Source organism: Ensifer sp. ENS09 (assembly GCF_014852425.1).
Taxonomy (GTDB): Bacteria; Pseudomonadota; Alphaproteobacteria; order Rhizobiales; family Rhizobiaceae; genus Ensifer.
Genome location: NZ_JACVBP010000001.1, coordinates 1,367,430 through 1,392,814 on the forward strand (window position 1 = coordinate 1,367,430; position 25,385 = coordinate 1,392,814).

Here is a 25,385-nt window from a genome sequence, read left to right on the forward strand (position 1 = left end):
AAGCGGCACTTGTCAAAGATTGGATCGGCCGGTTCCGGTCTCTCCGCAGGCAATCGCGTCGAAAGGCAGCGCGCCGGCCTCGATCTCCGCGTCACCGACAGCCTTGTCGCCCCGGCCGATGAAGAAGAATACGACGGCCGCCGTTGCGACAGTGATGCCGGTCAAAACCAGAAGCAGGACGCTGAACGCATCGCCATAGGCCTGCAGCAGCGCGGCGTGCGATGTCTCCGGTGCAAGCCGCGTCGCCGCCGCAAGGTTGCCGGTGACGATGCGCTGCGCCATCGGCGCGGCATTGGCGCCAGCTTCCGGCCCCAGATTCCAGGCCGTGAGCGCGGAAAGGGTGGCGGTCACGATCGCAAGCGCAATACCCTCCCCGGCCACGCGCGTGGTGCTGAAGATGCCCGTCGCCATACCGGCCCGCTCCTTCGGCACAACGCTGACGGCAAGTCCGTCCATCAGCCCCCAGGGCAGGCTGATGCCAAGGCCGATCAGCAGCAGCGGTGCAAGCAGCGCAGCCGGCTCGGACCCCGCCGGAAACAGGCTGAGCCAGAAGAGCCCGGCCGCCGAGAGCATCAAGCCCACGCCGCAAATGACCGCCGGCGCGAACCAGCGTGTCAAAAGCCCGGCTACGATCGGCAGGATCAGAAGCGGCGCGGACATGGCGATCATCATCCGTCCGCCCTCAACGGCGCTCATGCCTTCGATACCGATGAAGCGGACCGGAAGCAGGATGAGCAGCACCACGAAGCCATAGGCAGGGGCTGCCGCCAGCAACTGCACACCGACGAAACGCGGGTAGCGGAACAGCGTCAGGTCCAGCATCGGCCGCGCCACCGAACGCTCGATCCGCCAGAAGGCCAGAAAGAAGAGCGCGGCTGCCGCAAGCATTGCGATCACCAGCGGATGGCTCCAGCCGCTATCCGGGCCTTGCAGGATGCCTGACGTGAGCGAGGCGAGCGCCGCGGTGAAGCTTGCCGCTCCCTTCCAGTCGAGCCCGGCGGCATCCGGATCGCGTGTCTCCCGCAGGAAGACCGCGCCGAGCGCCAGGGACAGGCCAGCGAGCACGACCACAAGACCGAAGATCGCCGGCCAGCCGAAGGCCTCGACCATCAGGCCCGATGCGATCGGCCCGAAGGCAAGGCCGACACCGAAGCTGGCGCCGACCAGGCTGAAGGCCCGTAGCCGCTCGCTCTCGTCGAACTCCTGCGCAAGGGAAGCCATGCCGCCGGAAAAGGCAGCGGCTGCCCCGATGCCCTGAAGGGCACGCAGAATATCGAACCAAAGGATATTGCGAGCAAAGGCGAGCGCGACCGAAAACAGCAGGAAAGCCGAAAGACCGCTAAGGAAGACACGCTTGCGGCCGAAGCTGTCGGCAAGTGCGCCTGCCGCCATCAGCGAGCTGCCGAAGGTCAGCATGAAGGCGTTGGTGACCCAGTTGAGGGCAATCGGGTCGGCGCCAAGGCTGCGGCTGATCGAGGGCAGCGCCACCGCCGGTCCGGTGAAGGTGAGCGGCATTGCCGCCGCGGCGCAACAGACCGCAAGGAGCACGAGACGGCGCCCGCGTGATTCTCGATTTTCGGTTCTCATTCCCCGTTCCATCCGTTCGAGCAAAAGGGATACCCGCGCAGGCCCGCCGGACCTCCGTCTTGATTTCGGCAGTCGCGGGGTATCGATTGACGGATGCAGGATAGTTTCGACATAAAGCAATGGATCGCCTGAGCGGCTTGACCGCCTTCGTCCGCACGGCCGATCTCGGCAGCTTCGTTGCCGCCGGGCGCGTGCTCGGCCTGTCCGCTTCAGCGGTCGGCAAGGCCGTCACCAATCTCGAACGAGAGCTCGGCGTCCGCCTGCTGCAGCGCTCGACCAGAAGCATAAGGTTGACCGAGGAAGGCCGGCTCTTTCATGAGCGTTGCCGCCGCATCCTCGACGATCTCGACGACGCCGAGGCATCGTTGGCCGAGGCGGTGGCCGTGCCGCGCGGACGGCTGCGCGTCAGCGTGCCGATCGTCAGCTACCATCTGTTGCTGCCCGTGCTGCCGGAATTCGTGCGGCGCTACCCCGAAGTCGAACTCGATCTCGACTTCAACGACCGCATCGTCGATCTGATCGACGAGGAAGTGGATGTCGCCATTCGCAGCGGCGTGCTGCCGGATTCGCGGCTGATGACCCGGGCGCTCAGGCCTTTCCAGCTTCTGCTTTGCGCGGCACCCGCCTATCTCGACCGACACGGCACGCCCGAATGCCCGCGCGATCTCGATGGCCACCACGCGGTTCGTTTCCGCTTTCCCAACAGCCGCAAGCTGCAGGAATGGCCGATCCCGCTGCCGCCTGAGGGAAAGGAGCCACGCCTCAAGACCGTGCTCAACTGCAACAACATGGAAGCGCTCGGCGGCGCCGTGCTTAGCGGCCTCGGCATCGGATGCCTGCCGGACTTTCTCGCCCGCCACCATCTTCGCGACGGCAGACTGCACACAGTGCTCGACGCCCATCTCGACGCGCCCGGACAGTTCCACCTGCTGTGGCCGTCGAACCGTCACCTCTCCCCCAAGGTCCGCGTCTTCGTCGATTTTCTGAGCGAGCGACTGTTTGCCGATCGCTGCGAGAATGTGCCGGCCATTCAGGCCGCACAGTAGGAACAGAAAGTGCCGCCTCCACGGTGGAAGCGGCACCTTGTCTTCGTCAACATCTGCTCCATCCCGGAATAGGGGATTGCCGGGCTAATCAGGCGGCCTTGACCTTGGCGCGCTTGGCGAGATGCGCCACGACGTTCTCGATCATCCGCATGCCGGCATCGCCGCCGAGCGTCATGATCGATTCCGGATGGAACTGCACCGCAGCCACCGGCTCCTTGGTGTGCTCGATGCCCATGATCGTGCCGTCTTCGCTTTCGGCGGTGATCATGAAGTCGGCAGGCAGGCTTGCCGGATCGGCAAAGATCGAATGGTAGCGACCGACGGTCACTTCCTTGCCGAGACCGGAAAAGACGATGCCGGGCTCCAGCACCCTGATGCGCGACGGCTTGCCGTGCATCGGGATCGCCAGTTGGCGCAGATCGCCGCCATAGGCTTCGGCGAGCGCCTGCAGACCGAGGCAGACGCCGAAGATCGGCAGGTCACGCGCCCGCGCCTTCTTGATCGTCGCCTTGCAGTCGAAATCCTTGGGGTTGCCCGGTCCGGGCGATAGCACCACGAGATCCGGCTTCACCCGGTCAAAGATCTCTTCGGCGACCGGCGAGCGCACCGTCGTCACGGTCGCCCCCGTCTGGCGGAAGTAGTTTGCGAGCGTATGGACGAAGCTGTCCTCGTGATCGACGAGTAGGATGTTGACGCCGGCGCCGACGGCAGCGACATCGCGCCCGGCCTTGCCGGCGTTGGCGGATTTCGCGTCGCGAATGGCAGCGATCATGGCGGAGGCCTTCAGTTCGGTTTCGGCTTCTTCTTCTTCCGGGTTTGAATCGTAAAGCAACGTCGCCCCTGCCCTGACCTCGGCGATGCCGTCCTTGATGCGGATCGTGCGCAGCGTCAGGCCCGTGTTCATGTCGCCGTTGAAGCCGACCATGCCGATGGCGCCACCATACCATGCGCGCGGGCTCTTCTCATGGCTTTCGATGAAGCGCATGGCCCAGAGTTTCGGCGCGCCGGTGACCGTGACGGCCCAGGCGTGGCTGAGGAACCCGTCAAAGGCGTCCATGTCGTCGCGCAGGCGACCTTCGATATGATCAACGGTATGGATGAGGCGCGAATACATCTCGATCTGCCGGCGGCCGATGACCTTGACGGAACCCGGCACGCAGACGCGGCTCTTGTCGTTGCGGTCGACGTCCGAGCACATGGTGAGTTCGGATTCGTCCTTCTTGGAGTTGAGCAGCTTCAGGATCTGCTCGCTGTCGGCGATCGGGTCGTCGCCGCGCTTGATCGTGCCCGAGATCGGGCAGGTCTCGATGCGGCGGCCCGAAACGCGCACGAACATTTCCGGCGACGCGCCGACCAGATATTCCTGGTTCCCGAGATTGATGAAGAAGGAATAGGGCGACGGATTGATCGCCTTCAGCCGGTTGGAAATTTCCGACGGCTTGCTCTCGCAGCGCTCGTAGAATTTCTGGCCTGGCACCACCTCGAAAAGGTCGCCGCGGCGGAAGCTCTCCTTGGCCTTGACGACGAGCTCGGCATATTCGCCCGGGTGATGGTCGCCATGCGGCGGGATGGTGTCGACGGTCTTGAAGGGCTCGCTGGCGATCTCTTCCGCCTTGCCCTCGGTGGTCTTGCCGTCCTTGGCGAAATCGTAGCGGTCGATCCAAGCCTTCGCCGCATAGTGGTCGACGACGAGGATCTCGTCCGGCAGGAACAGCACCATGTCGCGCTGGTCGTCGGGACGCTTGAGCTTCAGGTCGATCGCATCGAACTGGAAGGCAAGGTCGTAGCCGAAAGCGCCGTAGAGCCCGAGGCTCGCATCCTCGGCCGAATGGAAGAGGTTGGTGACGGCGCGCAAGACGCTGAACACCGTCGGCATCTTGGAGCGCTCTTCTTCGGTGAAGACGCGATCCGGTGCGTTGATCGTCAGATCCAGGCGGCGGCTGGTAGAAGCGCCGAGCGTGATGTCGGCGACGGTCTTCAGGTGCTCGGCGATGATCGCAAGCAGCACTTCGCCGCGGCCGTTATAGGCCTCGATCCAGAGCGCGCGGCCGAAGGAGGAGATACCGAGCGGCGGATCGACGACAGCCGTGTCCCACCGGGTGTAACGGCCGGGATATTCGTAGTTGGAGGAGAACACTGCGCCGCGGCGTTCGTCGAGCTTGTCCACATAGCTCGCGATCGCCTGGCCATAGGACGCCTCCCGCCGGCGGCGCGTCACCGTGATGCCGCCCTTGGTAGTATAGCTCTCCGAGCCGTCCTCGAGAATTACCGTTGCCATTCGCCTCGCTCCGTAAAAGCCCGGTCCTTGAGCGGCCTGGATACAAAAAAGCCGCCTCGAAATCTCCGGGCGGCTTCATCTCTCAATCACGCATGACTGGTCAAGGCCGCTTCAGCGAGCCCACCACCAGATCGAAATGTTGCGTGCGTTTTCCATGGGCGAAAGTGTTAGCTTGGGTTGTTGCCATGCGCAAGCGGGAAAGCGGCGCGCATCGTCACGGTTGCGTCAAAAAAAGGAGGCGGCCCCGAAGAGCCGCCCGACTGGAATTGATCTGATCCTATCAGAACTTCGCCTTAGCCGTGACCAGGAAGGTGCGGCCGCGGCCGGTATCGATCGTGCTGCCGGCGATCGTGCTCGACGACGGTGTGTAGGTCTTGTCGAACAGGTTCGTGACCTGGGCCGTGACCTCGAAGCCGTTTTCGAACTTGTAGTTGGCGAAAAGGTCTACCAGACCGTAGCCAGGCACGTTCGGCGGCGTGCGATTGATCTCGCCGACATAGGCGTTCGAAACGGCATAGAGACGCGTACCGACCGAAAGGCGCTGGTCCTCGAGGAAACGTGCGCCGAGCGTTGCGCTGATGATGTTTTCAGGCAGGTAGCTCTGGACGCCGAAGCCGTTGACCTGGCTCGGCAGCTTGCTGTCGGTGTAGGTATAGGCAAGGTCGCCGAATACGTAGCCGGCATCGTAGGCCGCCTGCAGTTCGAAGCCCTGGACGGTCGACGTGCCCGGGGTGTTGGCGAAGAAGATCTGTCGACCGCCGCTGAGCAGGACGGCGGTGATGTAGTTGTCGATGCGGTTATGGAAATAATTGGCCTTCACCCGCAGGCTGTCGCTCGAGTCGAGCAGGCCGTCGAAGGCGAAGTTCGCACCGATTTCCCAACCCTTGGACGTTTCCGGCTCGAGGAATGGATTGGGGAAGAACGACTGGCCCGAAGGACCCGGATGGGTGCCGCCGGCAAAGGTCTCGTTGACCGTCGGCGAACGCGAGGTTTCCGCGTAGGTCACGTAGGGCTGGAACCAGTCCGTCGGATTGAGCGCGACCGTGACGCTCGGGTTGAGGCGGCCATCGGACTTGTCGACCGTATAGGGCCCGGCCGGAAGGCCGATCGGGTTACCGGCAACGACAGCGCCGGAGCCATCGAGGCTGAAGTGATCCCACCTGAGGCCAGCCATCAGATCCAGCATGCCATAGGTGAAAGTCGTGTTGCTGAAGACGCCGGTGGTGGCATTGGTGCCGCTACCGTTGACACCGGCGCCCGGCCGGGCCGTGCTGTTGATGACATCGTAGTCGTCGCGGAAATACTCGACGCCGTAGTTCGCCTTCACGGCAACGTCGCCAAGGTCGAACAGCGAGGTGTTCGAGATGTCAAAGCCCTTGCCGGTGTCGGTGATTCGACGACCGGCGGCCGTGCCGCCGCCGCGAATGTCGGTGTCGTACTTCATCTTCAGCCGGTTCCAGTAGGCATTGGCACGGAAGTCGATGAGTTCGTTGTCCGGCGTGTAGGCGTAGCTGGCCGAAACCGTCTGGTTCTTCACGTTCTGGAAATAGGAGTTCGCGAAGAAGTCGTTGTCATAGGTGACCCCGGTAAGCTTGAACGTGTGATCCTTGTCCGGCGTCACTTCAAACTTCAAGAGGCCCGAGAGAAGATCCTCCTCGGTGAAGGGGACCTCAACGCCGTTGCCGTTGTCGTAGTTGCCGGGATCGGCCTTGCTGATACCGCCAAGCACCGAGAAGACATCGTTGAAACGATAGGCACCGATCAGCGACTCCGACCATCCGGCGCCGTTCGTGCCATAGGTTGCGGATGCGATGCCGCCATAGTTCTTGCCGTCCTGGATCAGGTCCTCGACGTCATAGGTCTTGAAATTGACGGAACCGGCGAGCGCGCCACCGCCGACACCGGTGACGGCGCCGCGCGTCACGTCGATTTCGGACAGGAACGCCGGGTCGAAATAGGCAAAGCCCTGGGCTTCGTGACCGGTAAACCGGAAGTTCTGGCGAACGCCGTCGATCATCATGTTGACGCGGCCGGACCCCTCAAAACCACGAATGTTGACAGCAACACCCGGGTTCTGCGGATTGTTTGCCGTCGACGTTCCCGGAACGCCGCGCAGAAGGTCGTCGGTTTCCTGGCCCGACTGCAGATCGATCTGGTCCGAGGTGACGACGCTGACGGGGCCGGGCTTGGCATAGGGGTCAGCGGTGCGCCCGCCCTTGGCAACGATCGGCGAGAGGTAAGTTTCGCCCTTATTTGTCTCCTCGGCCTTCTCTTCCGACTTAGCCTGGGTTGTCGCGCTTTGCGCGAATGCGACGGTAGCGAATGAAATTGCAAGAGTTGTCGTGCAAGCCAAAAGAGCCAGGCGACGATGCCGGGTGAGCATGGACCAATCCTTTGATTTTCGGAGGCCGGGCTTGCTGTTGAGCGGCAAACTCAAGGGGCTGGCTGGGCGGTAGATTCTAAAGCGGCGCGACATGTCGTCGCCTCATTTAAGCCGCATAAAAAACATGAGTGTTCTTGTCAACATACAAAGGCAGTCCCCACAATTTATGGGGTCGCGCCAATTCGAGGCGTTGCCAAACTGCAACGCTTTTGCCGAAGGCCGGGTGAAACCAGATCCGGTTCCGTGCGTTCCCTCCCTTCCAGGCCCCGCTGCGGGGGCAATGCGAAAGGACCCGGATGCGTCGCTCTTTTCCCTTGATCCTGCTGTCACTCCTGATCCTCACCGGCGCCAGCCTGCCGAAATCCGGACCGGTCCCGCTCAAGAAGCCGCCGAGCGAGGCGGAAACGAAAGAGGCTGTTCCAACACCCGACGAAAAACCGGCAACGCCGACGGACGATGGCAAGGCCGATCCGTCAAAGGTGCCGCCGGCCATCGACAATCAGGCTGTGCCTGAGCCGAAGCCGAAGGACGGGAGTGAAGGCGCGGCTGGGGATCAGAAGCCCGCTACGGACGGAAAGGGCCAGCCCGCCGACGAGAAGAAAGAAGAAAAACCGGCGCCAATCGTCTATCCGCCGGTGGAGGCGGAGAATGCCGCCAACTATGCAAAATGCGTCGCCGATTTGAAGGCGATCGGCGCGACCTTCGACGAAGCCAAGCGCATCGACGACGGCAAGGGCTGCGGCATCGACAAGCCGCTGGAGGTCACCGGCATTCTGCCCGGCGTCACGCTCGCGCCGAAGGGGCTGATGCGCTGCGAAACCGCGCTGGCGCTGGCGCGCTGGACCAAGGAGACCGCCCAGCCGGCCGCGGAAGTCGCCTTCGACAAGACAATCAAGATCAAGGCGCTGAACCAGGCATCGACCTATATCTGCCGCCTGCGCAACAATGCGACGACGGGCAAGATATCCGAGCATGCGCACGGCAACGCCGTCGACATCGCCTCCTTCACGTTAAGCAACGGCACGACGATCGCCATCCAGCCGCGCGACGAGGACGGCACCATGGACGGTGCCTTCCAGCGCGCGGTCACTGCGTCCGCCTGCCTCTACTTCAAGACCGTGCTCGACCCCGGCAGCGACGCCGCCCACGAGACGCACCTGCATCTCGACGTGATCGAACGCCGCAACGACTACCGCTACTGCCGCTAGGAGAACGGCTCGCCGGCCCTCAATCGTTTCCGTAGCCAAGGGCGACGAACTCGCCCTCGAAGCGACCGGCCACGCTGTCGCCATCGAGGAGGTCTGCAACGACCACGGCCCGCGCCTTGCCCCGCCGTTCGAGCAATCGCAGAAAGCCCGGCCATTGCCCGACATCCGCCAGCGACGAGCGTGCGGAGAAGGCACCGGCCACCGGCTTCAGATAATCCATCCGGTTGCTCTGGATCACCAGCCGCGCCGCCACCCCGCTTTGGCGCAAGCGCACATGCAGCAGCGACCAGGCCGACAGGATCGCAAGCGCCGAGGCGCTGCCGCCGAACACCGTTTCGCGGTGGTTGATGTTGGGCGCAAGCGGTGCCGAGAGCTGCACGTGATCGTCCGCTACCGCATCCACCCGCACCTGCATCGCCGCCGACAGCGGGATGTGGTTATGAAGATAGGCCTGAAGTTCCTCTGGTGTCATCGTGACGTCCCTGATGCGTTCCTGCGCCGATCAATGCACGAGACCATGTGTCCTGGCGAGAGACAGGCGCCCGCGTCCTAACGTCTCCCGCAAGCCTCCCATAGCCCAAAAGATACCGGGCCGCGCGCCTTGCAGGAGCCCGCCCCTGCTCCCAAATACGGCGCGAGGAAAATCCACCCGTTTTGCGCCCCTTCTCAAGGAAATCTGTCATGGCATTGACGATGTACCAACTCTCCATTCCCGCACTCGTTCGCGGCCTTGGTGTCCTCACCAGGCTGCTCGACAAGGCAGAGGCTTTCGCCCGGGAAAAAGGCATCTCCACGGATGATCTCGTGAACGCCCGGCTGGCGCCCGATATGCTGACGCTTGCCGGTCAGGTGCAGCGTGTCAGCGACACGAGCAAGGGTCTCGTCGGCCGACTGACGTCGATCGAAGTGCCCCGGTTCCCGGACGAGGAAAAGACGTTTGACGAACTGCGCCAGCGCATCGCCAAGTCCGTCGCCTTCCTTGAAACGGTGCGCCCTGTCGATCTCGAAGACAGCGACAGCCGCGAGGTCGTGCTCAATTTCCCGACGCTGAAGGTGACGCTCACGGGTGAGGAATACCTGCAGAAATTCGTGCTGCCGAACTTCTATTTCCACCTGACGACCGCCTACGACATTCTTCGCTACAAGGGCGTGCCGCTCGGCAAGGCAGACTTCCTCAGCCTTACCGCCTGATTTCCGCCGCGGGAGACCCCGGACACAGCAATGCCGCGCATCCACCCGGATGCGCGGCATTGTATTTCAGGCAGGCAAGAGCGCCTAGAACAGCCCTTCGATATAGCCCTGCTCGTTGAGGAAGATCTTTTCCGACGAAGGCACCTTCGGCAAGCCCGGCATTGTCATGATCTCGCCGGTGATGACCACGATGAAGCCGGCGCCGGCGGCCAGCCGCACCTCGCGGATCGGCACCGCATGGCCTGTCGGCGCGCCGCGCAGGTTCGGGTCAGTCGAGAAGGAATATTGCGTCTTCGCCATGCAGATCGGCAAATGGCCGTAGCCCTGATCCTCCCAGCTGCGCAGCTGGTCGCGCACCGACTTGTCGGCGATCACTTCGCTTGCATGGTAGATGTCCTTGGCGATCGTCTCGATCTTGTGGAAGAGCGACATGTCGTCAGGATAAAGCGGCGAGAACTGCGAATGCCCGCCCTCGGCAAGTGCCGCCACCTTCACCGCAAGTTCCTCGATGCCGGCCGAGCCTTCGGCCCAATGGCGGCAAAGCACGGCTTCAGCACCGAGCGTCGCCACATAGTCCTTGATCGCCTGCACTTCGGCCGCGGTATCGGAGGTGAAGTGGTTGATCGCGACGATGACGGGAACACCGAATTTCTTGACGTTCTGCACATGCCGGCCGAGATTCGCGCAGCCCTTGCGCAACGCCTCCAGGTTTTCGCGGCCAAGGTCGTCCTTCTTGACGCCGCCATTCATCTTGATCGCCCTGACCGTCGCGACCAGCACCGCGGCATCGGGTTTCAGGCCGGCCTTGCGGCACTTGATGTCGAAGAATTTTTCCGCACCGAGATCGGCACCGAAGCCGGCTTCGGTCACCACATAGTCGGCGAGCTTCAGCGCCGTCGTCGTTGCGACCACCGAATTGCAGCCATGGGCGATATTGGCGAAGGGGCCGCCATGGACAAAGGCCGGATTGTTTTCGAGCGTCTGCACGAGGTTCGGCTGCATCGCATCCTTCAAGAGCACCGTCATCGCCCCATCCGCCTTGATGTCGCGGGCAAAGACCGGGCTCTTGTCGCGGCGATAGCCGATGATGATGTTGCCGAGACGCTTTTCCAGATCCTTCAGGTCCATCGACAGGCAGAGGATCGCCATCACTTCGGAGGCAACAGTGATGTCGAAACCGGTTTCGCGCGGATAGCCGTTGGCGACCCCGCCGAGCGAACTGACGATGCTGCGCAGCGCCCGGTCGTTCATGTCCATCACCCGTCGCCAGGCAATGCGACGGATATCGATGTTCTGCTCGTTGCCCCAGTAGATGTGATTGTCGATCAAAGCCGCGAGCAGATTGTGCGCCGAGGTGATTGCGTGAAAGTCGCCGGTGAAGTGGAGGTTCATGTCCTCCATCGGCACCACCTGCGCATAGCCGCCGCCGGCCGCACCGCCCTTGACGCCAAAGCAGGGGCCGAGCGAGGCCTCGCGGATGCAGACGATCGCCTTCTTGCCGATGCGGTTGAGCCCGTCGCCAAGGCCGACGGTCGTCGTCGTCTTGCCCTCGCCGGCCGGCGTCGGGTTGATCGCCGTCACCAGGATCAGATGGCCGTTCTTCTTTTCGCGCTGCCGGGCAATGAAATCGGCACCGATCTTCGCCTTGTCATGGCCATAGGGCAGCAGATCCTCTGCCGGTATGCCAAGCGCCGCACCGATCTCGAGGATCGGCTTCTTCTTCGCCGCGCGCGCAATCTCGATATCGGACTTGACCTCCGTCATGACATGTCCCCTCCCAGGGTCTGGTTTTCGTCCACGCTTTCCAAAGCGCGGTTCGCAATGCCGGAGCGGGAGGAGAAGACGTGTCTGCGGCTTCCGCCACATCCCGCTAACTCAAGATCGGCGGCGGCCGGCGTTAACGACCGGACGCCTCGTCGTCTGCCTTAACGGGCGAGAATGTCGCGCATTTCGACGATGTTGGAGCGCACCCTCAGCGTATAGAACCCCATGGTCGCCAGATGCGTCGGCATGATCCAGCCCGCTTCCTCGCCGTTGGAGATGATCCAGGGCTGGATGCGGAGCGCCGCGCGCAGCTGCTTGATCGTTTCCGTCCAGATCGGCAACAGGCCGCGCTGGGCAACCACGTTGTCGAAGTCGGCGCCGGCTGCCGAGAGAATGCCGTAATAGCCGTAGAGCTGGCCATAGGCGAACCAGAAGCGATCGTCGGCGCGCGTGTCGAACCAGCCGCCATTGTGATTTTCGGAGCGCTCGCGCAGGATCGCCGAGGTGTTGCCGAGGTCGTTGGCGACACGGTCGAGGAATTCGACGAGGTTGTCCGAGCGGCCGTCGAAGATCGCCTCGCACTTGCTGAGCGTGGTGTTGAACGATCTCAGATCCTTCATCGCCGCCCGGTAGAAGCTCGGGGTCGGCGTCTTCGGGCCGAACGGATTGATCCCGAAATACCAGGTCTCTTCATCGAACTGCATGTTGCCGCGCGCGCTCTGCAGGGCGTTGTTGATGCCCGAGGTGCCGCGCATGCGACCGAGCGAATCGACGAGCTCGACCGAGGTGCGGCGGATCGCCTGGTTGACCCCGCGCTGGAACGACGCCTTGTTGTCGAGCCAGGGCGTATCGTCCCAATCGAGCCCGAAGAAGCCGAGCTTGTAAAGCAGCATCGACGAGATCCAGGCGTTCTCGTTGACGTTGAAATCGATCAAATCAGCCGTGACATCGACGATGGCCGAGGTCTGGCAGACGGTGCCTGCCGGCAGCTGCACGGCGGCCAGCGCCTCGGGCGTCGATTCCATCGGCTGCGTGGCCACGCCCGCAAGATTGCTGGCGCCCCCAGTCGTCGATTGGCCTGTCGAGGTGGTACCGGGGCCGCTCATCGGCGAGCCGGCGGGCACCTTGCGCTCGGCCAGCTTGTAGCGATCGACATAGTCTTCGTTGAAGTTCGTCCAGGCCTGGGTCTGCCAGATGAAGTAGCCGTAAAACAGGATCAGGCCGAGCAGGACGATGCCGATCGGTCCCTTGATGATCCAGCTGCGCTGACGATACCAGTTGCCGATCGCGATGAAGGGCCAGAGCAACCAGGCGACGGCGAGCCCGATGCCGCGGCCGATCGCGGTAAAGACACGCTGGAAAAACGCAACGATCGGGTCGAACATGTCCTATTCCTCTCTGAGGCCGTAAAGCTTGTGGCGGAAGGCCGCCTTGTCTTTCAAATATGTGCCGGTCAGCGTCGCCACAACATAGGCCTTGAAGCTTTCGCTATAACGCTCGTAGGCGTCGTAGAAACCCTGCTTGTCGAAAACGAAGCGCGAGACGAAATCGCGGGGCACGAGCTGGGATATCAGCCGGTTGACCAGCCACTGGTCCGGATGGGCGGGTGCGGCGCGCACCAGCATGAAGCGGTTTGCCGGCGCCACGTCCTGCATCTTGATCGTGCCGGTCGCGGCGACCGTGCGGATCATCTCCTGCAGGAAGGGATAGGCGCCGTCTTTCGCGACCGCGGCTGCATACCGGTGCATCCAGGTCTGCAGCCAGATCCGGTCGGCATTGGCAAGATCGGCCGTCGGGTCGCTCTCGTTGATCAACCCACGCACCACCATGTCGGCGCGGTGCTGATAAAGCCCGGAATCCTCGACCCAAGACGCCTGCGGCAGTTGCAGCCGCTTGGTCGAGGCGAGGAAGTCGTAGATCCGGGCGTGATCGTTGACGGCGATGTAGCTCACCTGCCAGGGGCGCGAGCGGCGGAAGCCCGGCACGGAGGGGTCGCAGATGACCGTCGTCGTCTTGTGGTCGAGGAAGATGTAGACGCCGCCGAAATGGTTGGCCCAGAACGCCTCATGACGGAAGACGAGCTGATCCGGCACCAGTGCGTTCTGTCGGATGTCGCCGGTCTGCCTGGCAAGCTCGACCATGCGCGTCAGCATCTCGTCGTCGGCCCAGGCCGTCGGCACCTTCTTCAAGCGGTCGACAAGGCCACGCAGTTCGCCCGCCTTGCCGAGCATGTCCTCGGCCGACAGCACCCGGAAACGCACCTCGTTGATCGACAAGAGATCGTCAATGTCGTTTACGACCGAGACCGAATCCTCGATCTCGCCATAGAGCGCATCCTTGATGGTGATGGCGTTGATCGCACGGCTGTTGGCGTTGAAGAACTCGTGCATCAGCGCCGCGGTATTGGAGAAACTCGTATGCACGCACGGCAGCTCCGCCTGTTCCGGCGTCATGATGATGAAACGACGGTTGACCCGGTTCGGGTCGAGATAGTCGCGATCCCCCAGCTCCTCGGCGATCTCGGGCGAAAACCCGGTCATGTCGATGCTGAACTGCGTCAGCGCCGTTGGCCGCAGGCCGAAGCCTTCGAGCGCCTTGTTGTAGCGCGCGATCAGATGCGGCTCGGAAATATCGAGCAACCGTCCATAGATCAATTCGGCTTCAAGCAGGCGGTTCATCTGTCAGTTTTTCCTAGCATCACCCCTGCCACCGGCCGTCGCGTTTCATCGCCTCGATCTCGCGGATCGCCTTTTCGCGCTGGCGCTCGCGGCGGATGATGTCGGTGACGGCGGCATCGTCCGACTTGTCGGTGTAGCGGAATTCGCTGTCGGCGTAGCGGTTGATCTCCTGCAGCACCATGTCGATGGTGATCGGGCCGCGCAGCGCCTCGATCATCGCTTTCTTCTCGTCATAGCCCTTGTGCATGAAGGAGCCGGCATCCCTGAACCAGTCGTCCGGCAGCTCGACGTCCATCGCCCGAAGCTTGATCGCGTCGGTGATGTTCTTGATCGCCCGGCCGGTGAAGCGCGGCTCGGCCTCCTTGATCATGTGCAGATAGGCGCCGACATCGGCGAGCGAGCCGATCGCGCCCTTTTCCTTCTCGTAGCGCTCCCAGACGGCGACGAGACCATCCTCCTTTGGCCGCGCATGCTCGGCATAGGACTGGGCAACCGCGCGCTTGATCTCCTGCCCCTCGAACAGCTGGTGCTCGCCGAGCGGGATCTTGTGGTTCTTGCCGACGAGCAGCGCGAAGATGTCGATGTAGTCGTCCTCGGTCTGCGGCCCGTCGACCAGCCAACGCGCGCCGGCGCGCTGGCGCAGCGCATCGTCGACATTTTCGGGATAGTTCGAGAACATGCCGAAGGTGCAGTTGCCGCGCACCACCGTCGAGGCGCCGGCAAAGCTCTCCATCAGCACCGCCGTCACCTCGTGCTGGCCGGCAGAGGCGCGATCGTCGGAGCGCTTCGCCGCCACCTGGTCGACATCGTCGATCGTGCCGAAGCCGATCGCCCGCGGATTGATGACGTTGTTGACGAACTCCTTGCAGTTCTGGCCGGACTTGCCCTGATAGGAGGAGATCTGGTCGACGCCGAAATTCTCGTAGTGGAAGGCGTAACCGGCGATCTCGCAATAATCGTTGAGCATGCCGGCAAGCATCTGGATCAGGATCGTCTTGCCGGTGCCCGGCATGCCGTCGCCGATGAAGGTGAAGAGGAAGCCGCCCAGCTCGACGAACGGGTTCATCTGCCGGTCGAAATCGTAGGCCATCAGCATCTTGGCAAGCTTCAGCGCCTGATACTTGGCGATGTGGTTGCCGATGATTTCCTCGGGCTTCTTGAAGGTCATGACCAGCGGTTTGCGCTTCTGGCCGGGTGCCACATCGAAACCGTTCAGCGTGAAGTCGTCCTGGTCGAGACGAATATGCACGTTCTCGAAGCTCTGCAGCCCGGTAAAGCGCGCCTTGCGGGCGATCAGCCCCTCGATCGCCACCCGCGAAAACGCGCGCGCCCGGGCGGTCAGCGCCAGATCGTCCGGCGCCCCGGCAAGGCCGCGATCGAGCGCCGAGATCAGGCTCTTCAGCGCGTCCTGCGGCGTGTCGAACAGGAAGTCGGGCTCGATGGCGTCGTCAACCGGCTCGCCCTCGCCTGCCAATGTCGCGCCGAGATAGGCGGCAAGCGTGAAGGCCGCGACGTAGGCAGAGGCCGACAGCAGCGCCTTGAACTGATTGGCCTCCTCCCCGCCAAGCGGCGAAGTGGCGTTCTTCGCCTGCATCTGTTCGAGGCTCGTCTGCCGCGCAAAGACATCGGCGACGGCCAGCGCCACCTGGACGCCGCGGCGCGTGCGATAGAGCACGGCGTGCTGGGCCGGCGAAAACATCGGATCGCCCTGGCGCACCGCCTGGATCGTCTTCGTCAGCTCCACCTCGCGGGTGCGCCGCTGGCCGCCGGTCGAAACCGTAGATACGAAGCGACGGCCGGTGCCGGCAAGCGAGGTGCCGGCGGCGGCATCTTCCCGCTCCAGGATGATGAGCTTGGTCACCAGCCCCTGCGCCACCGCCTGATGCTTGGCGATGTCGTCCTCGTGCAGCGTCGTCAGCCCCGTATTGAGTGTCATCGTCAAACCTCGCTCACGACCTGGTTGCCGGAAATGACGTGGACCTTGTAGTCGCCGAACACCTGTTCCGCCTCGCCGGCGGCATAGAGCGCCTGATAGGCGTCATGCGGCACCAGCGCGTGTTTCTCGTAGGAGGAGACCCCCATGCGCGTCGCTTCCAGATTGGCGGTATCGATGTGGAATTCCTCCTGTGCCGGGGTCGACGACCAGAAGCCGCGCTTGGCCGGTCGCTCCGATTTCGAGAAGACCTCCTGCACCGTCCAGGTCAAAAGCCAGGCATTCTCGGTCTTGCGTACCTTGGAAAGGATATCGTTGATGCGCGCATTGTTCTCGGTGATCCCGGCCGAATAGAACGGCCCGAGCACGATGCGGCGCAACTGCTTTGGGTGTAGTTCCTCGAAATCCTTGTCGAGATTGGTGGCTATCGTCACCGGCGTCAGTGAGTAGCTGCTGTTCTTCGAGGCAAAATCGTCGAAACGGCTGGCGAGATCCGGATTGAGCAGGCCGCCGACCGGCAGCGGGATCTCCACCTGCGGGTTGAGCTTGCCATCGGCAGTCACCAGCATGTCGACGATCTTTTCCGAGGAATCCTCGATCGTCGCCATATAGACCATCGGCAGGGTGTTCGCCCCGTCGAAGGCGCCCCAACTCACCACGTAATAGGGCCGCATCGTCTTGGAATTGACGGCAACGCGGATGGTCTCGGGCAGGATGAAAGGCGAAAAAATCTCGCCCTTGCCGATCTGCTCCAGATAGAGCCGCTCGGCCATGCGCGTCTGCAACGCTTCGGGAAAGGCCTTCTGCCTCAGGATGAAATCGACCATCTCGTCGCGCAGCGCATCGGCCGAAGGAATATCGGCAAGGCGCTTCATCGCCGTCTGGCGATCGTTCTCCAGTTCGAGCACGTTCTGAAAGACGGGAAAGCCGCTTTCGGCGCGCGAAATCCGGAACTGGTCGACAAAGCCGATCCGGTTCTCCCAGCAGTCGATCGAGGCCTTCAGCCGACCAAGATAGGGAACAATCACTTCACCGACGACGGTGTTGCGATAGAGCGGCGAGTTGCGATCGCCGAGAAAGAGCTCAAGCCCGGCGAGCGCCGCATGGATCGACGCAAAATACTGTGCGACAGCGGATGAAGCCGCGACCTTCATGCAAATCCCCGTGACGCGCGCCGAAAGGAAAACTCGGTTCGGATCATGCGCCGTCCGTTCACTGCTTCACGTAGTTGGCAGTGTTGTGCTTGTCCATGACAGCCTGGAAGCGGCGGGCGAAAGCGTCGTCGGCGAGCTTCTTGCGGCGCTGGATATCCTGCGTCGAAAGCATGTTCTTTTCATGCATTTCCAGGAGATCGCCGATGTGGCGCTGGGCCGCGGCACCGATGCCGGCCATCGTTTCCTCGGCCGCCGTGTCGACCTGGCTGCCGAGCGTGTTGATCTTGTGGGCGACGTCCTGCTGGGCCGCCGTCTTCAGCGAGTCTTCCAGCGCCTTGTAGAGCACGATGCGCTGCTCGGTATCGATCGTCAGCTTGTTGATCAGCGTGTTCTGCGCCGCGATCTGGTTGTTGAGCGAATCGACGAAGGTCTGGAACATCGAGGTGTAGCGTTCGAGCGTCTGGCTCTCGGCAAGCAGTTCCTGCTCCTTGGCCTGCTTCTCGTTGTATTCGGTGGCAAGGGCCGAGCGCTCGCCCTCGAGCTCGGTGCGCACCTTCTGCTCGGTCGAGGCGGCGATGCGGTTTTCGATGTCGAGCAGCAGCGGGTTCAGTTCCTCGATGCGCTTCTGCACCTCTTCGAGGTTCGCCATCGTGCCTTTACGGCGCTCGATCACCTGGATCAGGCTCTGCTCAGAAGTCTTGTAGCGCTGGTCGAGGATCGACTTCTGTTCCTTGAGGATGCCGACGATCATGTCGGACTTGGAAAGCAGTTCCTGCAGATTGCCGGCAAGCGACATGTTGCGCACGCGGTCGGTGCGCATGCGCTGCATCTTCTGCTTGGAGAAGATGCCGATGAACTTCTCGTAGCCCGTATAGTTCTTCATGCTCTCGAATTCGGAGCCGAAGACATTGGTCGCGTCCTCAAGGCCGATGATCAGGTCGGCGATGTTGGCTTCCATCACCTTCTGCTGGTTGATCACGTCCTGGATCCGGGCATTCTCGATGTCGAAATTGACGTCGCCGAGCTTGGTCTCGGCCTTGGCGAACTGTTCGAGCACGACGCCGGATTGTTCGAGCTTGCCGCGCATCTGTTCGACAACGCCCTTCGTCTTTTCGATCTCCGCGTCAAAATTCTGAAGAGTCGCCATGTCCTGCCCCTCGGTCCACCGTGGCGATATCCGCCAGCCCGGCTGAATTATTCAGCCTTCGATTGCAGTTATATAAAGGGTGTTTACCGAAAGAGAACAAGCCTTTCCCGGCAGCTTTTTGATCAGCCACCACAGCGAAGTGCTTGAGATATCGACGGCATTGCCGCACGCAAGCCGAGGAAAAGCGGGAAACGGTTTCCCGTCCGGAACCTGCGTCGTCCCTATTTGGCAGCCGGCGGCGCCTTCAGGTAGGCAATCACATCGGCAATGTCCTGCGGCTTTTTCAAACCCACAAAAGCCATCTTGGTGGCACCGACCATTGCCTTGGGGCTCAGCAGATACTCGCTGAGCGTCGCCTCATCCCAGACATGACCCTCGGCGCCGAAGGCCTTCATCGCGTCGGAGTAGTTGTAGTCGGCAACGGATGCGGCCGGACGTCCGACGACGCCCATCAGGCTCGGGCCGACGCGGTTCGTCGGTTCGCTTGCGGTGTGACAGGCGGCGCATTTGCGAAAGACGGCAGCGCCGGCAGTGGCGTCGCCGCCGGCATGGGCGACCGTTGCGCCGAGGGAGAACGTGCCAAGACAGAGTGTGATGGAAAGGCTGGTGACGAGACGCAACATCGAAGACCCCTGGCGTGCGGATAGAGGCGAACAATGGCATCGCGCATATGGCGGTTTCAAGCCGCCACGACGCCGCACTCACTCGCAGCGCATCAGGTCGTCCCAATGGCGCCGGCAATAGGAGACATATTTCTCGTTGCCGCCGACCTCGACCTGGGCGCCCTCGCGCACGACCTTGCCCTGCCCGTCCAGGCGCACGACCATCGTCGCCTTGCGGCCGCAGTGGCAGATGGTGCGCACTTCGCGCAGCTCGTCGGCAATCGCCAGCAGCGCCATCGAGCCCGGAAAGAGCTTGCCCTGGAAATCCGTGCGCAGGCCATAGGCCATGACCGGAATGCCGATGCGGTCGGCGACGCGGGCAAGCTGCCAGACCTGCCCCTCGTTGAGGAACTGCGCCTCGTCGACGAAGACACAGGCGATCTCGCCTTCGCCATCCCGGTGCAGCCGGTCGATCAGCCCGAAGAGATCATCGTCGCCGTGAAAGGGAATGGCGTCCGCGCCGAGACCGATGCGCGAGGAAATGCGGCCGACCCCTCCCCGGTCGTCATGGGCGGCGATCAGCATCACCACGCGCATGCCGCGCTCCTGGTAGTTGTAGGAGGCCTGCAGCAGCATCGTGCTCTTGCCCGCATTCATCGTCGCATAGCTGAAATAGAGTTTGGCCATTGTCACCGCGTCCGGTTTTTCCGTTTTCCGGGTAATGACGAGGCTTGGCCGGGAAGGCCAGAGCCCGTTTGCAGCACCCACAGTTTTTCGGCGGACTAGACCATTTCGTGGACATTGCGACATCGAGCGTCGCATCGTGCACCCCGCCAGCATATTGACGCAATACACTTCCTTCGACATCAAAGCGCTTGAATTCGCTATCCAATGGTGTTTGGCTAAAACAATAATCGAGGCAGGGGAACGACAACGATGAAAAAACGACTCTCTCTCAAACTGATGCTGGCAGGCGCCGTTTCGGTCGTCGCCATCACCGCTCAGCAGGCTGCAGCTGCCGAGCCGGAAAGCTGTGGCACCGTCCGTTTCTCCGACGTCGGATGGACGGATATCACCGCGACCACAGCCACTGTTTCCACCGTTCTCAAGGGCCTCGGCTACCAGACGGACATCAAGGTTCTCTCGGTTCCGGTCACCTACACCTCGCTCAAGAACAAGGACATCGACGTCTTCCTCGGCAACTGGATGCCGACCCAGGAAAACGACGTGCGCCCCTATCTCGACGACAAGTCGGTCGAATCCTTCGGGCCGAACCTGGTCGGCGCCAAGTATACGCTCGCGACCAACGCCAAGGGCGCGGAGCTTGGCATCAAGGACTTCAAGGATATCGCCACCAAGAAGGACGCGCTGGAAAACAAGATCTACGGCATCGAGCCCGGCAATGACGGCAACCGCCTGATCATCGACATGGTCGACAAGGACACCTTCGGCCTCAAGGGCTTCGAAGTGGTCGAATCCTCCGAACAGGGCATGCTGGCGCAGGTCGCCCGGGCCGAAAAGGACGGCGCGCCGATCGTCTTCCTCGGCTGGGAACCGCACCCGATGAACGCCAACTTCAAGCTGACCTATCTCTCGGGCGGCGACGACATCTTCGGCGCCAACTTCGGCGGTGCGGAAGTGTTCACCAACGTGCGCGCCGGCTACACCACCGAGTGCCCGAACGTCGGCAAGCTTTTGACGAACCTCAAGTTCTCGCTCCAGATGGAAAACGAGATCATGGGCAAGATCCTGAACGACGGCCAGGAGCCGGACAAGGCAGCCGAGGAATGGCTGAAGGCCAACCCGACCGTCGTCGATCCGTGGCTCGCCGGCGTGACCGCCAAGGATGGCGGCGACGGCCTGGCCGCAGTCAAGGCCGCACTCGGCCTCTGATCGGCATCAAGGCGGGGGAAATCCCCGCCTTTTTTCACCGCGTCATGCGCTCCTTTTTGACCTGACGAGACGGATCTACCTTCGTGGAATATCTGACCGAGAACCGCATCCCTATCGGGGGCTGGGCCAAGGCGTTCGTCGACTGGCTGACGACCAATTTCGAGCTGTTCTTCGACCAGCTCGCCCGCTTCCTGTCCGGCGTCGTGGCCGTGCTGCTCTGGATTCTCCAGACCCCTCACCCGCTGATCGTCGTCGCCGTGATCACGGCCGCCGCCTGGTGGTTCCGCCGCTCGCTCGGCGTGACGCTCTTCACCGGCCTCGGCCTGCTTCTGATCATCAACCAGGGCTACTGGAAGGAAACGACGGAAACGCTGGCGCTGGTGCTTGCCGCCAGCTTCGTCAGCATGGCCGTCGGCGTTCCGCTCGGCATCGCCGCTGCCCGCCGCGCCTGGGTCTATGCTATCATGCGACCGATCCTCGACCTGATGCAGACGATCCCGACCTTCGTCTACCTCATCCCGGCGCTGATCCTCTTCGGCCTCGGCATGGTCCCGGGCCTGATCGCAACGGTGATCTTCGCCATCCCCGCACCGATCCGCCTCACCCGCCTCGGCATCATCTCGACACCGCCGTCGCTGGTCGAAGCCGCCCAGGCCTTCGGTGCGACGCCGGGACAGGTGCTGCGCAAGGTGGAGCTGCCCTTCGCCATGCCGCAGATCATGGCCGGCCTCACCCAGACGATCATGCTGTCGCTCTCGATGGTGGTCATCGCCGCGCTCGTCGGCGCCAACGGCCTCGGCGTTCCGGTGCTACGGGCGCTGAACTCGGTCAACGTCGCCAAGGGTTTTGAAGCCGGTCTCTGCATCGTCATCCTGGCGATCATTCTCGACCGCCTTTTCCGCTCGTCCGACGAAGGAGAAGGCGCATGACCAACGCCGTCGTATTCAAGAATGTCGACATCATCTTCGGCAACAACCCGCAGGTCGCGCTGCAGATGGTCGATCAGGGCAAGACCCGTGACGAGATCGGGGCTGCGACCGGCCTCGTGCTCGGCGTCGCCGGCGCGTCGCTCGAAATCAACGAGGGCGAGATCCTGGTGCTGATGGGCCTTTCGGGGTCGGGCAAGTCGACGCTGCTTCGCGCCGTCAACGGCCTTGCGCCGGTCGTGCGCGGCGAGGTCGAGGTCAAGACTGCGAACGGGCCGCTCAATCCCTATCGAACCAACCCGAAGTCGTTGCGCGACTTCCGCATGCACACCGTCTCGATGGTGTTTCAGCAGTTCGCACTCCTGCCCTGGCGCACCGTTGCCGACAATGTCGGCTTCGGGCTTGAGCTTGCCGGCATGCCGGATGCCGAGCGCAAGGCGCGCGTCGGCGAGCAGCTCGAACTCGTCAATCTCTCGAAATGGGCAGGCCGCAAGGTCAACGAGCTTTCGGGCGGCATGCAGCAGCGCGTCGGCCTTGCCCGCGCCTTTGCGACCGGCGCACCGATCCTTCTGATGGACGAGCCGTTCTCGGCCCTCGACCCCCTGATCCGCACCCGCCTGCAGGACGAGTTGCTGGAGTTCCAGCGGCGGCTGAAGAAGACGATCATCTTCGTCAGCCACGATCTCGACGAGGCCTTTCGCATCGGCAACCGCATCGCCATCATGGAGGGCGGGCGCATCATTCAGTGCGGTACGCCGCAGGATATCGTCAAGAACCCGGCGAACCAGTACGTCGCCGATTTCGTCCAGCACATGAACCCGATCACCATGCTTACGGCGAAAGACGTGATGCAGACCGGCGTCCAGCGCGGGGTGACGGTTGCCGGCGTGACAGCGACGGCCAAACCAACGACACCGCTCGTCGACATTCTCGACGCCATGTCCCGCCAGCCGGGCAGCATCGGGGTCGTCGACAACGGTTCGGTGGTCGGCACCATCGACGCCCAGGATATCGTGCATGGGCTGACGCGCCACCGCAACAAAAGTTGACGGCGCCCCTCAACAAGCCAATAAAGCCCGGAGCGTCGTTCCGGGCTTTTTCGTCCCGGCGACGACCGCATGGCAGGAAAAGGGAAAGACCATGAGCGACAAGCCGAACGTTTTGCGCGACACCGACGACGAAGCCCGCACGCTGGCACGCACGCTTCTGCGCGGCGCGCGCAGCGCATCGCTTGCGGCGATCGAGCCGGACAGCAGCGGCTTCCCCTTCGTCAGCCGCGTGCTCGTCGGCATGGATGTCGACGGAGTGCCGGTCATCCTGATCTCGAAATTGTCGACCCACACCCAGGCGCTGCTGGCCGACGCCAGGGCTTCGCTTCTGACGGGCGAACCCGGCAAGGGCGATCCGCTCGCCCATCCTCGCCTGACCGTACAATGCACGGCCGAACAGGTGGCGCGCGACAGCGAGGCGCATGTCCGAATCCGCGAGCGATTCGTTCGCCGCCACCCAAAGTCGAAGCTTTACGTCGATTTTCCCGATTTCGGCTTCTTCCGGCTGACGCCGCTGCGTGCCAGCCTCAACGGCGGCTTCGGCCGCGCCTATGTTCTGACCGCCGGGGACCTGCTCATCGACACGCCTGCCGTCGCTTCGCTCGCCGCGATGGAGGCGAACGCGATCGATCATATGAATACGGATCATTCTGACGCAGTTCAGCGCTATGCGGTGACGCTTTGCAAAGCACCGGAAGGCAACTGGAAAGTGGTGGGTATCGACGCCGCAGGGCTCGATCTTGCAGATGGCGATCAGCTAAAACGCCTTGAGTTCCCGACACCTATCGAAGAAAGTTCCAATTTACGGGCAATTTTGCGTGAACTTAACGGTTAATCGCGGGAGAAGTACCCCCATTTCTTGCAGTGGGTGGTTGCCCTTTTATGCATCACGACTAATTATCGTGCTTCGTCAACCATAACTACGTGTGATGTAATTTTCGCATGGAGCACGCAATGCAGCCACTTTCGCCTGAAAAACACGATGAAGCCGAGGTAGCAGCCGGTTTCCTCTCGGCCATGGCAAACCCTAAGCGCCTACTCATCCTCGATTCCCTCGTCAAGGAAGAGATGGCGGTCGGCGCATTGGCCAACAAGGTTGGGCTGAGCCAATCGGCTCTCTCCCAGCATCTTTCTAAGCTCCGTGCTCAGAATCTCGTCAGCACCCGTCGCGATGCGCAGACGATTTACTATTCTAGCTCATCCGACGCGGTCATGCGGATTCTAGGCACGCTCAATCAAATCTACGGTGACGACCAGATCGCCACTGCAGAAAAGACTCCGGTCCGCAAATCGGCCTGATACTCGGTCCGCATCTGCGGACCCGTTCGAACAGCCCCACACGAGAAATCGCGCGGGGCTTATTCTTTGGCGGATAGTCTTCCCGATTTGCACGTGAAAGGTGCCGGCGCTCGCCGGCATTTACCGAGCCTTGAGACTTCCGGGGCACGATGCGCCGCGACAGAAAAAGCCGGAAAGCGGACATCGGGATATGCGTGACAAGGTCCGCTGGGGCATCGCCGGAACCGGCACGATCGCAAACAGTTTTGCCGCAGACTTCCGCTTCGCACCCCATGCGAGCCTTGTCGCCGTCTCATCCCGCAGCGCGCAGAAGGCCGAGAGCTTCGCTGCGCGTTTCGGCGGCCTGCGCAGCTATCAGGGTATCGAGGCACTGGCGGCCGCTCCCGATATCGACGCGATCTATATCGCCTCACCCAATGCCGAGCACCTCCAACAGGCCACCCTTGCGCTCGCCGCCGGCAAGGCCGTGCTGATCGAAAAGCCGCTGACGACGTCGTCAGCCGACGCGCGTGCGCTCGCAACCGCCGCCGGCGGCACCTTTGCCATGGAGGCGCTCTGGACCTGTTTTCTTCCGGCGATATCGCGGGTTCGCGACTTGCTCGCTGTCGGAACGCTCGGCGCGATCCGCCATGTCCGGGCGGAACTCGCCTATGAGAAACCGTTCGACGCCGTCAGCCGGTTCTTCGATCCGGCGCTCGGCGGCGGGTCGCTGCTCGACCTCGGCATCTATCCGATCGCCCTTTGCCTCAATCTGTTCGGAGAGCCCCGGTCCGTCGACGGTTCGTGGAAGCGCGCGCCGACCGGCGTCGACACTTCGGCCAAGATCAAGCTGACCTATGGCGGCTTTGACGCTGCGCTCGGCTGCGGCTTCGATCGAAACGGCCACAATCGCTTCGTCATCGAGGGCGAGCGCGGCACGCTGGTCATCGACGCGCCGTTCCTGAAGGCAAGCCGCCTCTTCGTTTCCACCGGCGGACCGGCGCGCAAGCTGCTGGCTTTCAACGGAAAAGCAGCCCACCGGCTGGCCCGGCATCTCCCCCTGCCCGGCCTCACCCGCCATGAAAATCCCTTCCCGGGGAGCGGGCTGCAGTTCGAAATCGAGGCAGCAAGCGCAGCCATTCTAGAGGGCCGCGGCGAACATCCGTCGATGCCGCTATCGGCCAGCATAAAGGCCCTGGAAATCATCGAGACGATCCGCGCAAAGACGCCTGACGCCGGATAAGCCTGCGCCGAAACGGAACAGGAGC

At 62.6% G+C, this 25,385-nt stretch carries 22 protein-coding genes; 9 read left to right on the forward strand and 13 right to left on the reverse strand.

Annotated elements, in window-relative coordinates; genetic code table 11:
- Nucleotides 1-12: 12 nt before the first annotated feature.
- A complete protein-coding gene (locus tag IB267_RS06850) occupies nucleotides 13-1,587 on the reverse strand; it encodes an MFS transporter (RefSeq protein ID WP_192446928.1) in 1,575 nt (524 codons plus the stop codon).
- 119 nt (nucleotides 1,588-1,706) lie between these two features.
- On the opposite strand from IB267_RS06850, the gene IB267_RS06855 reads away from it, so the two are divergent.
- A complete protein-coding gene (locus IB267_RS06855; protein ID WP_192446929.1) occupies nucleotides 1,707-2,633 on the forward strand; it encodes a LysR substrate-binding domain-containing protein in 927 nt (308 codons plus the stop codon).
- Between the two features lie 88 nt (nucleotides 2,634-2,721).
- Here the strand turns inward: IB267_RS06855 and IB267_RS06860 are convergent, their stop codons facing one another.
- The 3 genes from IB267_RS06860 to IB267_RS06870 form a co-directional block, all read right to left on the reverse strand.
- The gene (locus IB267_RS06860; protein ID WP_192446930.1) at nucleotides 2,722-4,911 is read right to left on the reverse strand and encodes an anthranilate synthase; all 2,190 of its coding nucleotides are present in this window, start codon (nucleotides 4,909-4,911) and stop codon (nucleotides 2,722-2,724) included.
- A gap of 111 nt (nucleotides 4,912-5,022) precedes the next feature.
- A complete protein-coding gene (gene trpLE / locus IB267_RS06865; RefSeq protein WP_178385070.1) occupies nucleotides 5,023-5,067 on the reverse strand; it encodes a trpE operon leader peptide TrpLE in 45 nt (14 codons plus the stop codon).
- Nucleotides 5,068-5,191: 124 nt separating this feature from the next.
- The gene (locus IB267_RS06870; RefSeq protein ID WP_192446931.1) at nucleotides 5,192-7,294 is read right to left on the reverse strand and encodes a TonB-dependent receptor domain-containing protein; all 2,103 of its coding nucleotides are present in this window, start codon (nucleotides 7,292-7,294) and stop codon (nucleotides 5,192-5,194) included.
- Between the two features lie 296 nt (nucleotides 7,295-7,590).
- Here IB267_RS06870 and IB267_RS06875 point away from each other — a divergent pair, with 296 nt between their 5' ends.
- Nucleotides 7,591-8,502, forward strand: a complete 912-nt coding sequence (locus tag IB267_RS06875; protein WP_192446932.1) for an extensin family protein — start codon at nucleotides 7,591-7,593, stop codon at nucleotides 8,500-8,502.
- 19 nt (nucleotides 8,503-8,521) lie between these two features.
- On the opposite strand, the gene IB267_RS06880 is transcribed toward IB267_RS06875, so the two are convergent.
- Nucleotides 8,522-8,974, reverse strand: coding sequence for a thioesterase domain-containing protein (locus IB267_RS06880; protein WP_192446933.1), 453 nt, complete (start codon nucleotides 8,972-8,974; stop codon nucleotides 8,522-8,524).
- Nucleotides 8,975-9,183: 209 nt separating this feature from the next.
- Here IB267_RS06880 and IB267_RS06885 point away from each other — a divergent pair, with 209 nt between their 5' ends.
- Nucleotides 9,184-9,693 carry a DUF1993 family protein gene (locus IB267_RS06885; RefSeq protein WP_192446934.1) on the forward strand — a complete coding sequence of 170 codons (510 nt, stop codon included), beginning with the start codon at nucleotides 9,184-9,186 and terminating at the stop codon, nucleotides 9,691-9,693.
- A gap of 84 nt (nucleotides 9,694-9,777) precedes the next feature.
- Here IB267_RS06885 and IB267_RS06890 read toward each other — a convergent pair whose 3' ends face one another.
- The 8 genes from IB267_RS06890 to IB267_RS06925 form a co-directional block, all read right to left on the reverse strand.
- Nucleotides 9,778-11,457, reverse strand: coding sequence for a formate--tetrahydrofolate ligase (locus IB267_RS06890; protein ID WP_192446935.1), 1,680 nt, complete (start codon nucleotides 11,455-11,457; stop codon nucleotides 9,778-9,780).
- A 161-nt stretch (nucleotides 11,458-11,618) separates the two neighbouring features.
- Nucleotides 11,619-12,842 (reverse strand): DUF2333 family protein, encoded by a 1,224-nt coding sequence (locus tag IB267_RS06895; RefSeq protein WP_192446936.1) that lies wholly within the window; start codon nucleotides 12,840-12,842, stop codon nucleotides 11,619-11,621.
- A gap of 3 nt (nucleotides 12,843-12,845) precedes the next feature.
- Nucleotides 12,846-14,135: a DUF6638 family protein gene (locus IB267_RS06900; RefSeq protein ID WP_192446937.1), complete on the reverse strand. Its 1,290-nt coding sequence runs from the start codon at nucleotides 14,133-14,135 to the stop codon at nucleotides 12,846-12,848.
- Nucleotides 14,136-14,154: 19 nt separating this feature from the next.
- Nucleotides 14,155-16,071 (reverse strand): AAA family ATPase, encoded by a 1,917-nt coding sequence (locus IB267_RS06905; RefSeq protein WP_192446938.1) that lies wholly within the window; start codon nucleotides 16,069-16,071, stop codon nucleotides 14,155-14,157.
- A gap of 2 nt (nucleotides 16,072-16,073) precedes the next feature.
- Nucleotides 16,074-17,222, reverse strand: a complete 1,149-nt coding sequence (locus IB267_RS06910) for a hypothetical protein (protein ID WP_192446939.1) — start codon at nucleotides 17,220-17,222, stop codon at nucleotides 16,074-16,076.
- A gap of 58 nt (nucleotides 17,223-17,280) precedes the next feature.
- Complete coding sequence (locus IB267_RS06915; RefSeq protein WP_065374272.1) at nucleotides 17,281-18,369, reverse strand: hypothetical protein; 1,089 nt, start codon at nucleotides 18,367-18,369, stop codon at nucleotides 17,281-17,283.
- Between the two features lie 221 nt (nucleotides 18,370-18,590).
- On the reverse strand, nucleotides 18,591-18,992 hold the full coding sequence (locus IB267_RS06920; RefSeq protein WP_192446940.1) for a cytochrome c family protein: 402 nt from the start codon (nucleotides 18,990-18,992) through the stop codon (nucleotides 18,591-18,593).
- 78 nt (nucleotides 18,993-19,070) lie between these two features.
- Nucleotides 19,071-19,658 (reverse strand): thymidine kinase, encoded by a 588-nt coding sequence (locus IB267_RS06925; RefSeq protein ID WP_192446941.1) that lies wholly within the window; start codon nucleotides 19,656-19,658, stop codon nucleotides 19,071-19,073.
- Between the two features lie 249 nt (nucleotides 19,659-19,907).
- Here IB267_RS06925 and IB267_RS06930 point away from each other — a divergent pair, with 249 nt between their 5' ends.
- From IB267_RS06930 to IB267_RS06955, 6 genes are all read left to right on the forward strand, one after another.
- The gene (locus IB267_RS06930; protein ID WP_192446942.1) at nucleotides 19,908-20,864 is read left to right on the forward strand and encodes a choline ABC transporter substrate-binding protein; all 957 of its coding nucleotides are present in this window, start codon (nucleotides 19,908-19,910) and stop codon (nucleotides 20,862-20,864) included.
- Between the two features lie 83 nt (nucleotides 20,865-20,947).
- Nucleotides 20,948-21,793, forward strand: coding sequence for a choline ABC transporter permease subunit (gene choW / locus IB267_RS06935; protein WP_192446943.1), 846 nt, complete (start codon nucleotides 20,948-20,950; stop codon nucleotides 21,791-21,793).
- Nucleotides 21,790-22,839: a choline ABC transporter ATP-binding protein gene (choV, locus tag IB267_RS06940; protein ID WP_192446944.1), complete on the forward strand. Its 1,050-nt coding sequence runs from the start codon at nucleotides 21,790-21,792 to the stop codon at nucleotides 22,837-22,839. The genes choW and choV overlap by 4 nt, the downstream gene beginning before the upstream one ends.
- A gap of 91 nt (nucleotides 22,840-22,930) precedes the next feature.
- Nucleotides 22,931-23,674, forward strand: a complete 744-nt coding sequence (locus tag IB267_RS06945; protein WP_192446945.1) for a HugZ family protein — start codon at nucleotides 22,931-22,933, stop codon at nucleotides 23,672-23,674.
- Nucleotides 23,675-23,793: 119 nt separating this feature from the next.
- Nucleotides 23,794-24,138, forward strand: coding sequence for a helix-turn-helix transcriptional regulator (locus IB267_RS06950; RefSeq protein WP_043621113.1), 345 nt, complete (start codon nucleotides 23,794-23,796; stop codon nucleotides 24,136-24,138).
- Between the two features lie 190 nt (nucleotides 24,139-24,328).
- Complete coding sequence (locus IB267_RS06955) at nucleotides 24,329-25,360, forward strand: Gfo/Idh/MocA family protein (protein WP_192446946.1); 1,032 nt, start codon at nucleotides 24,329-24,331, stop codon at nucleotides 25,358-25,360.
- Nucleotides 25,361-25,385 lie beyond the last annotated feature (25 nt).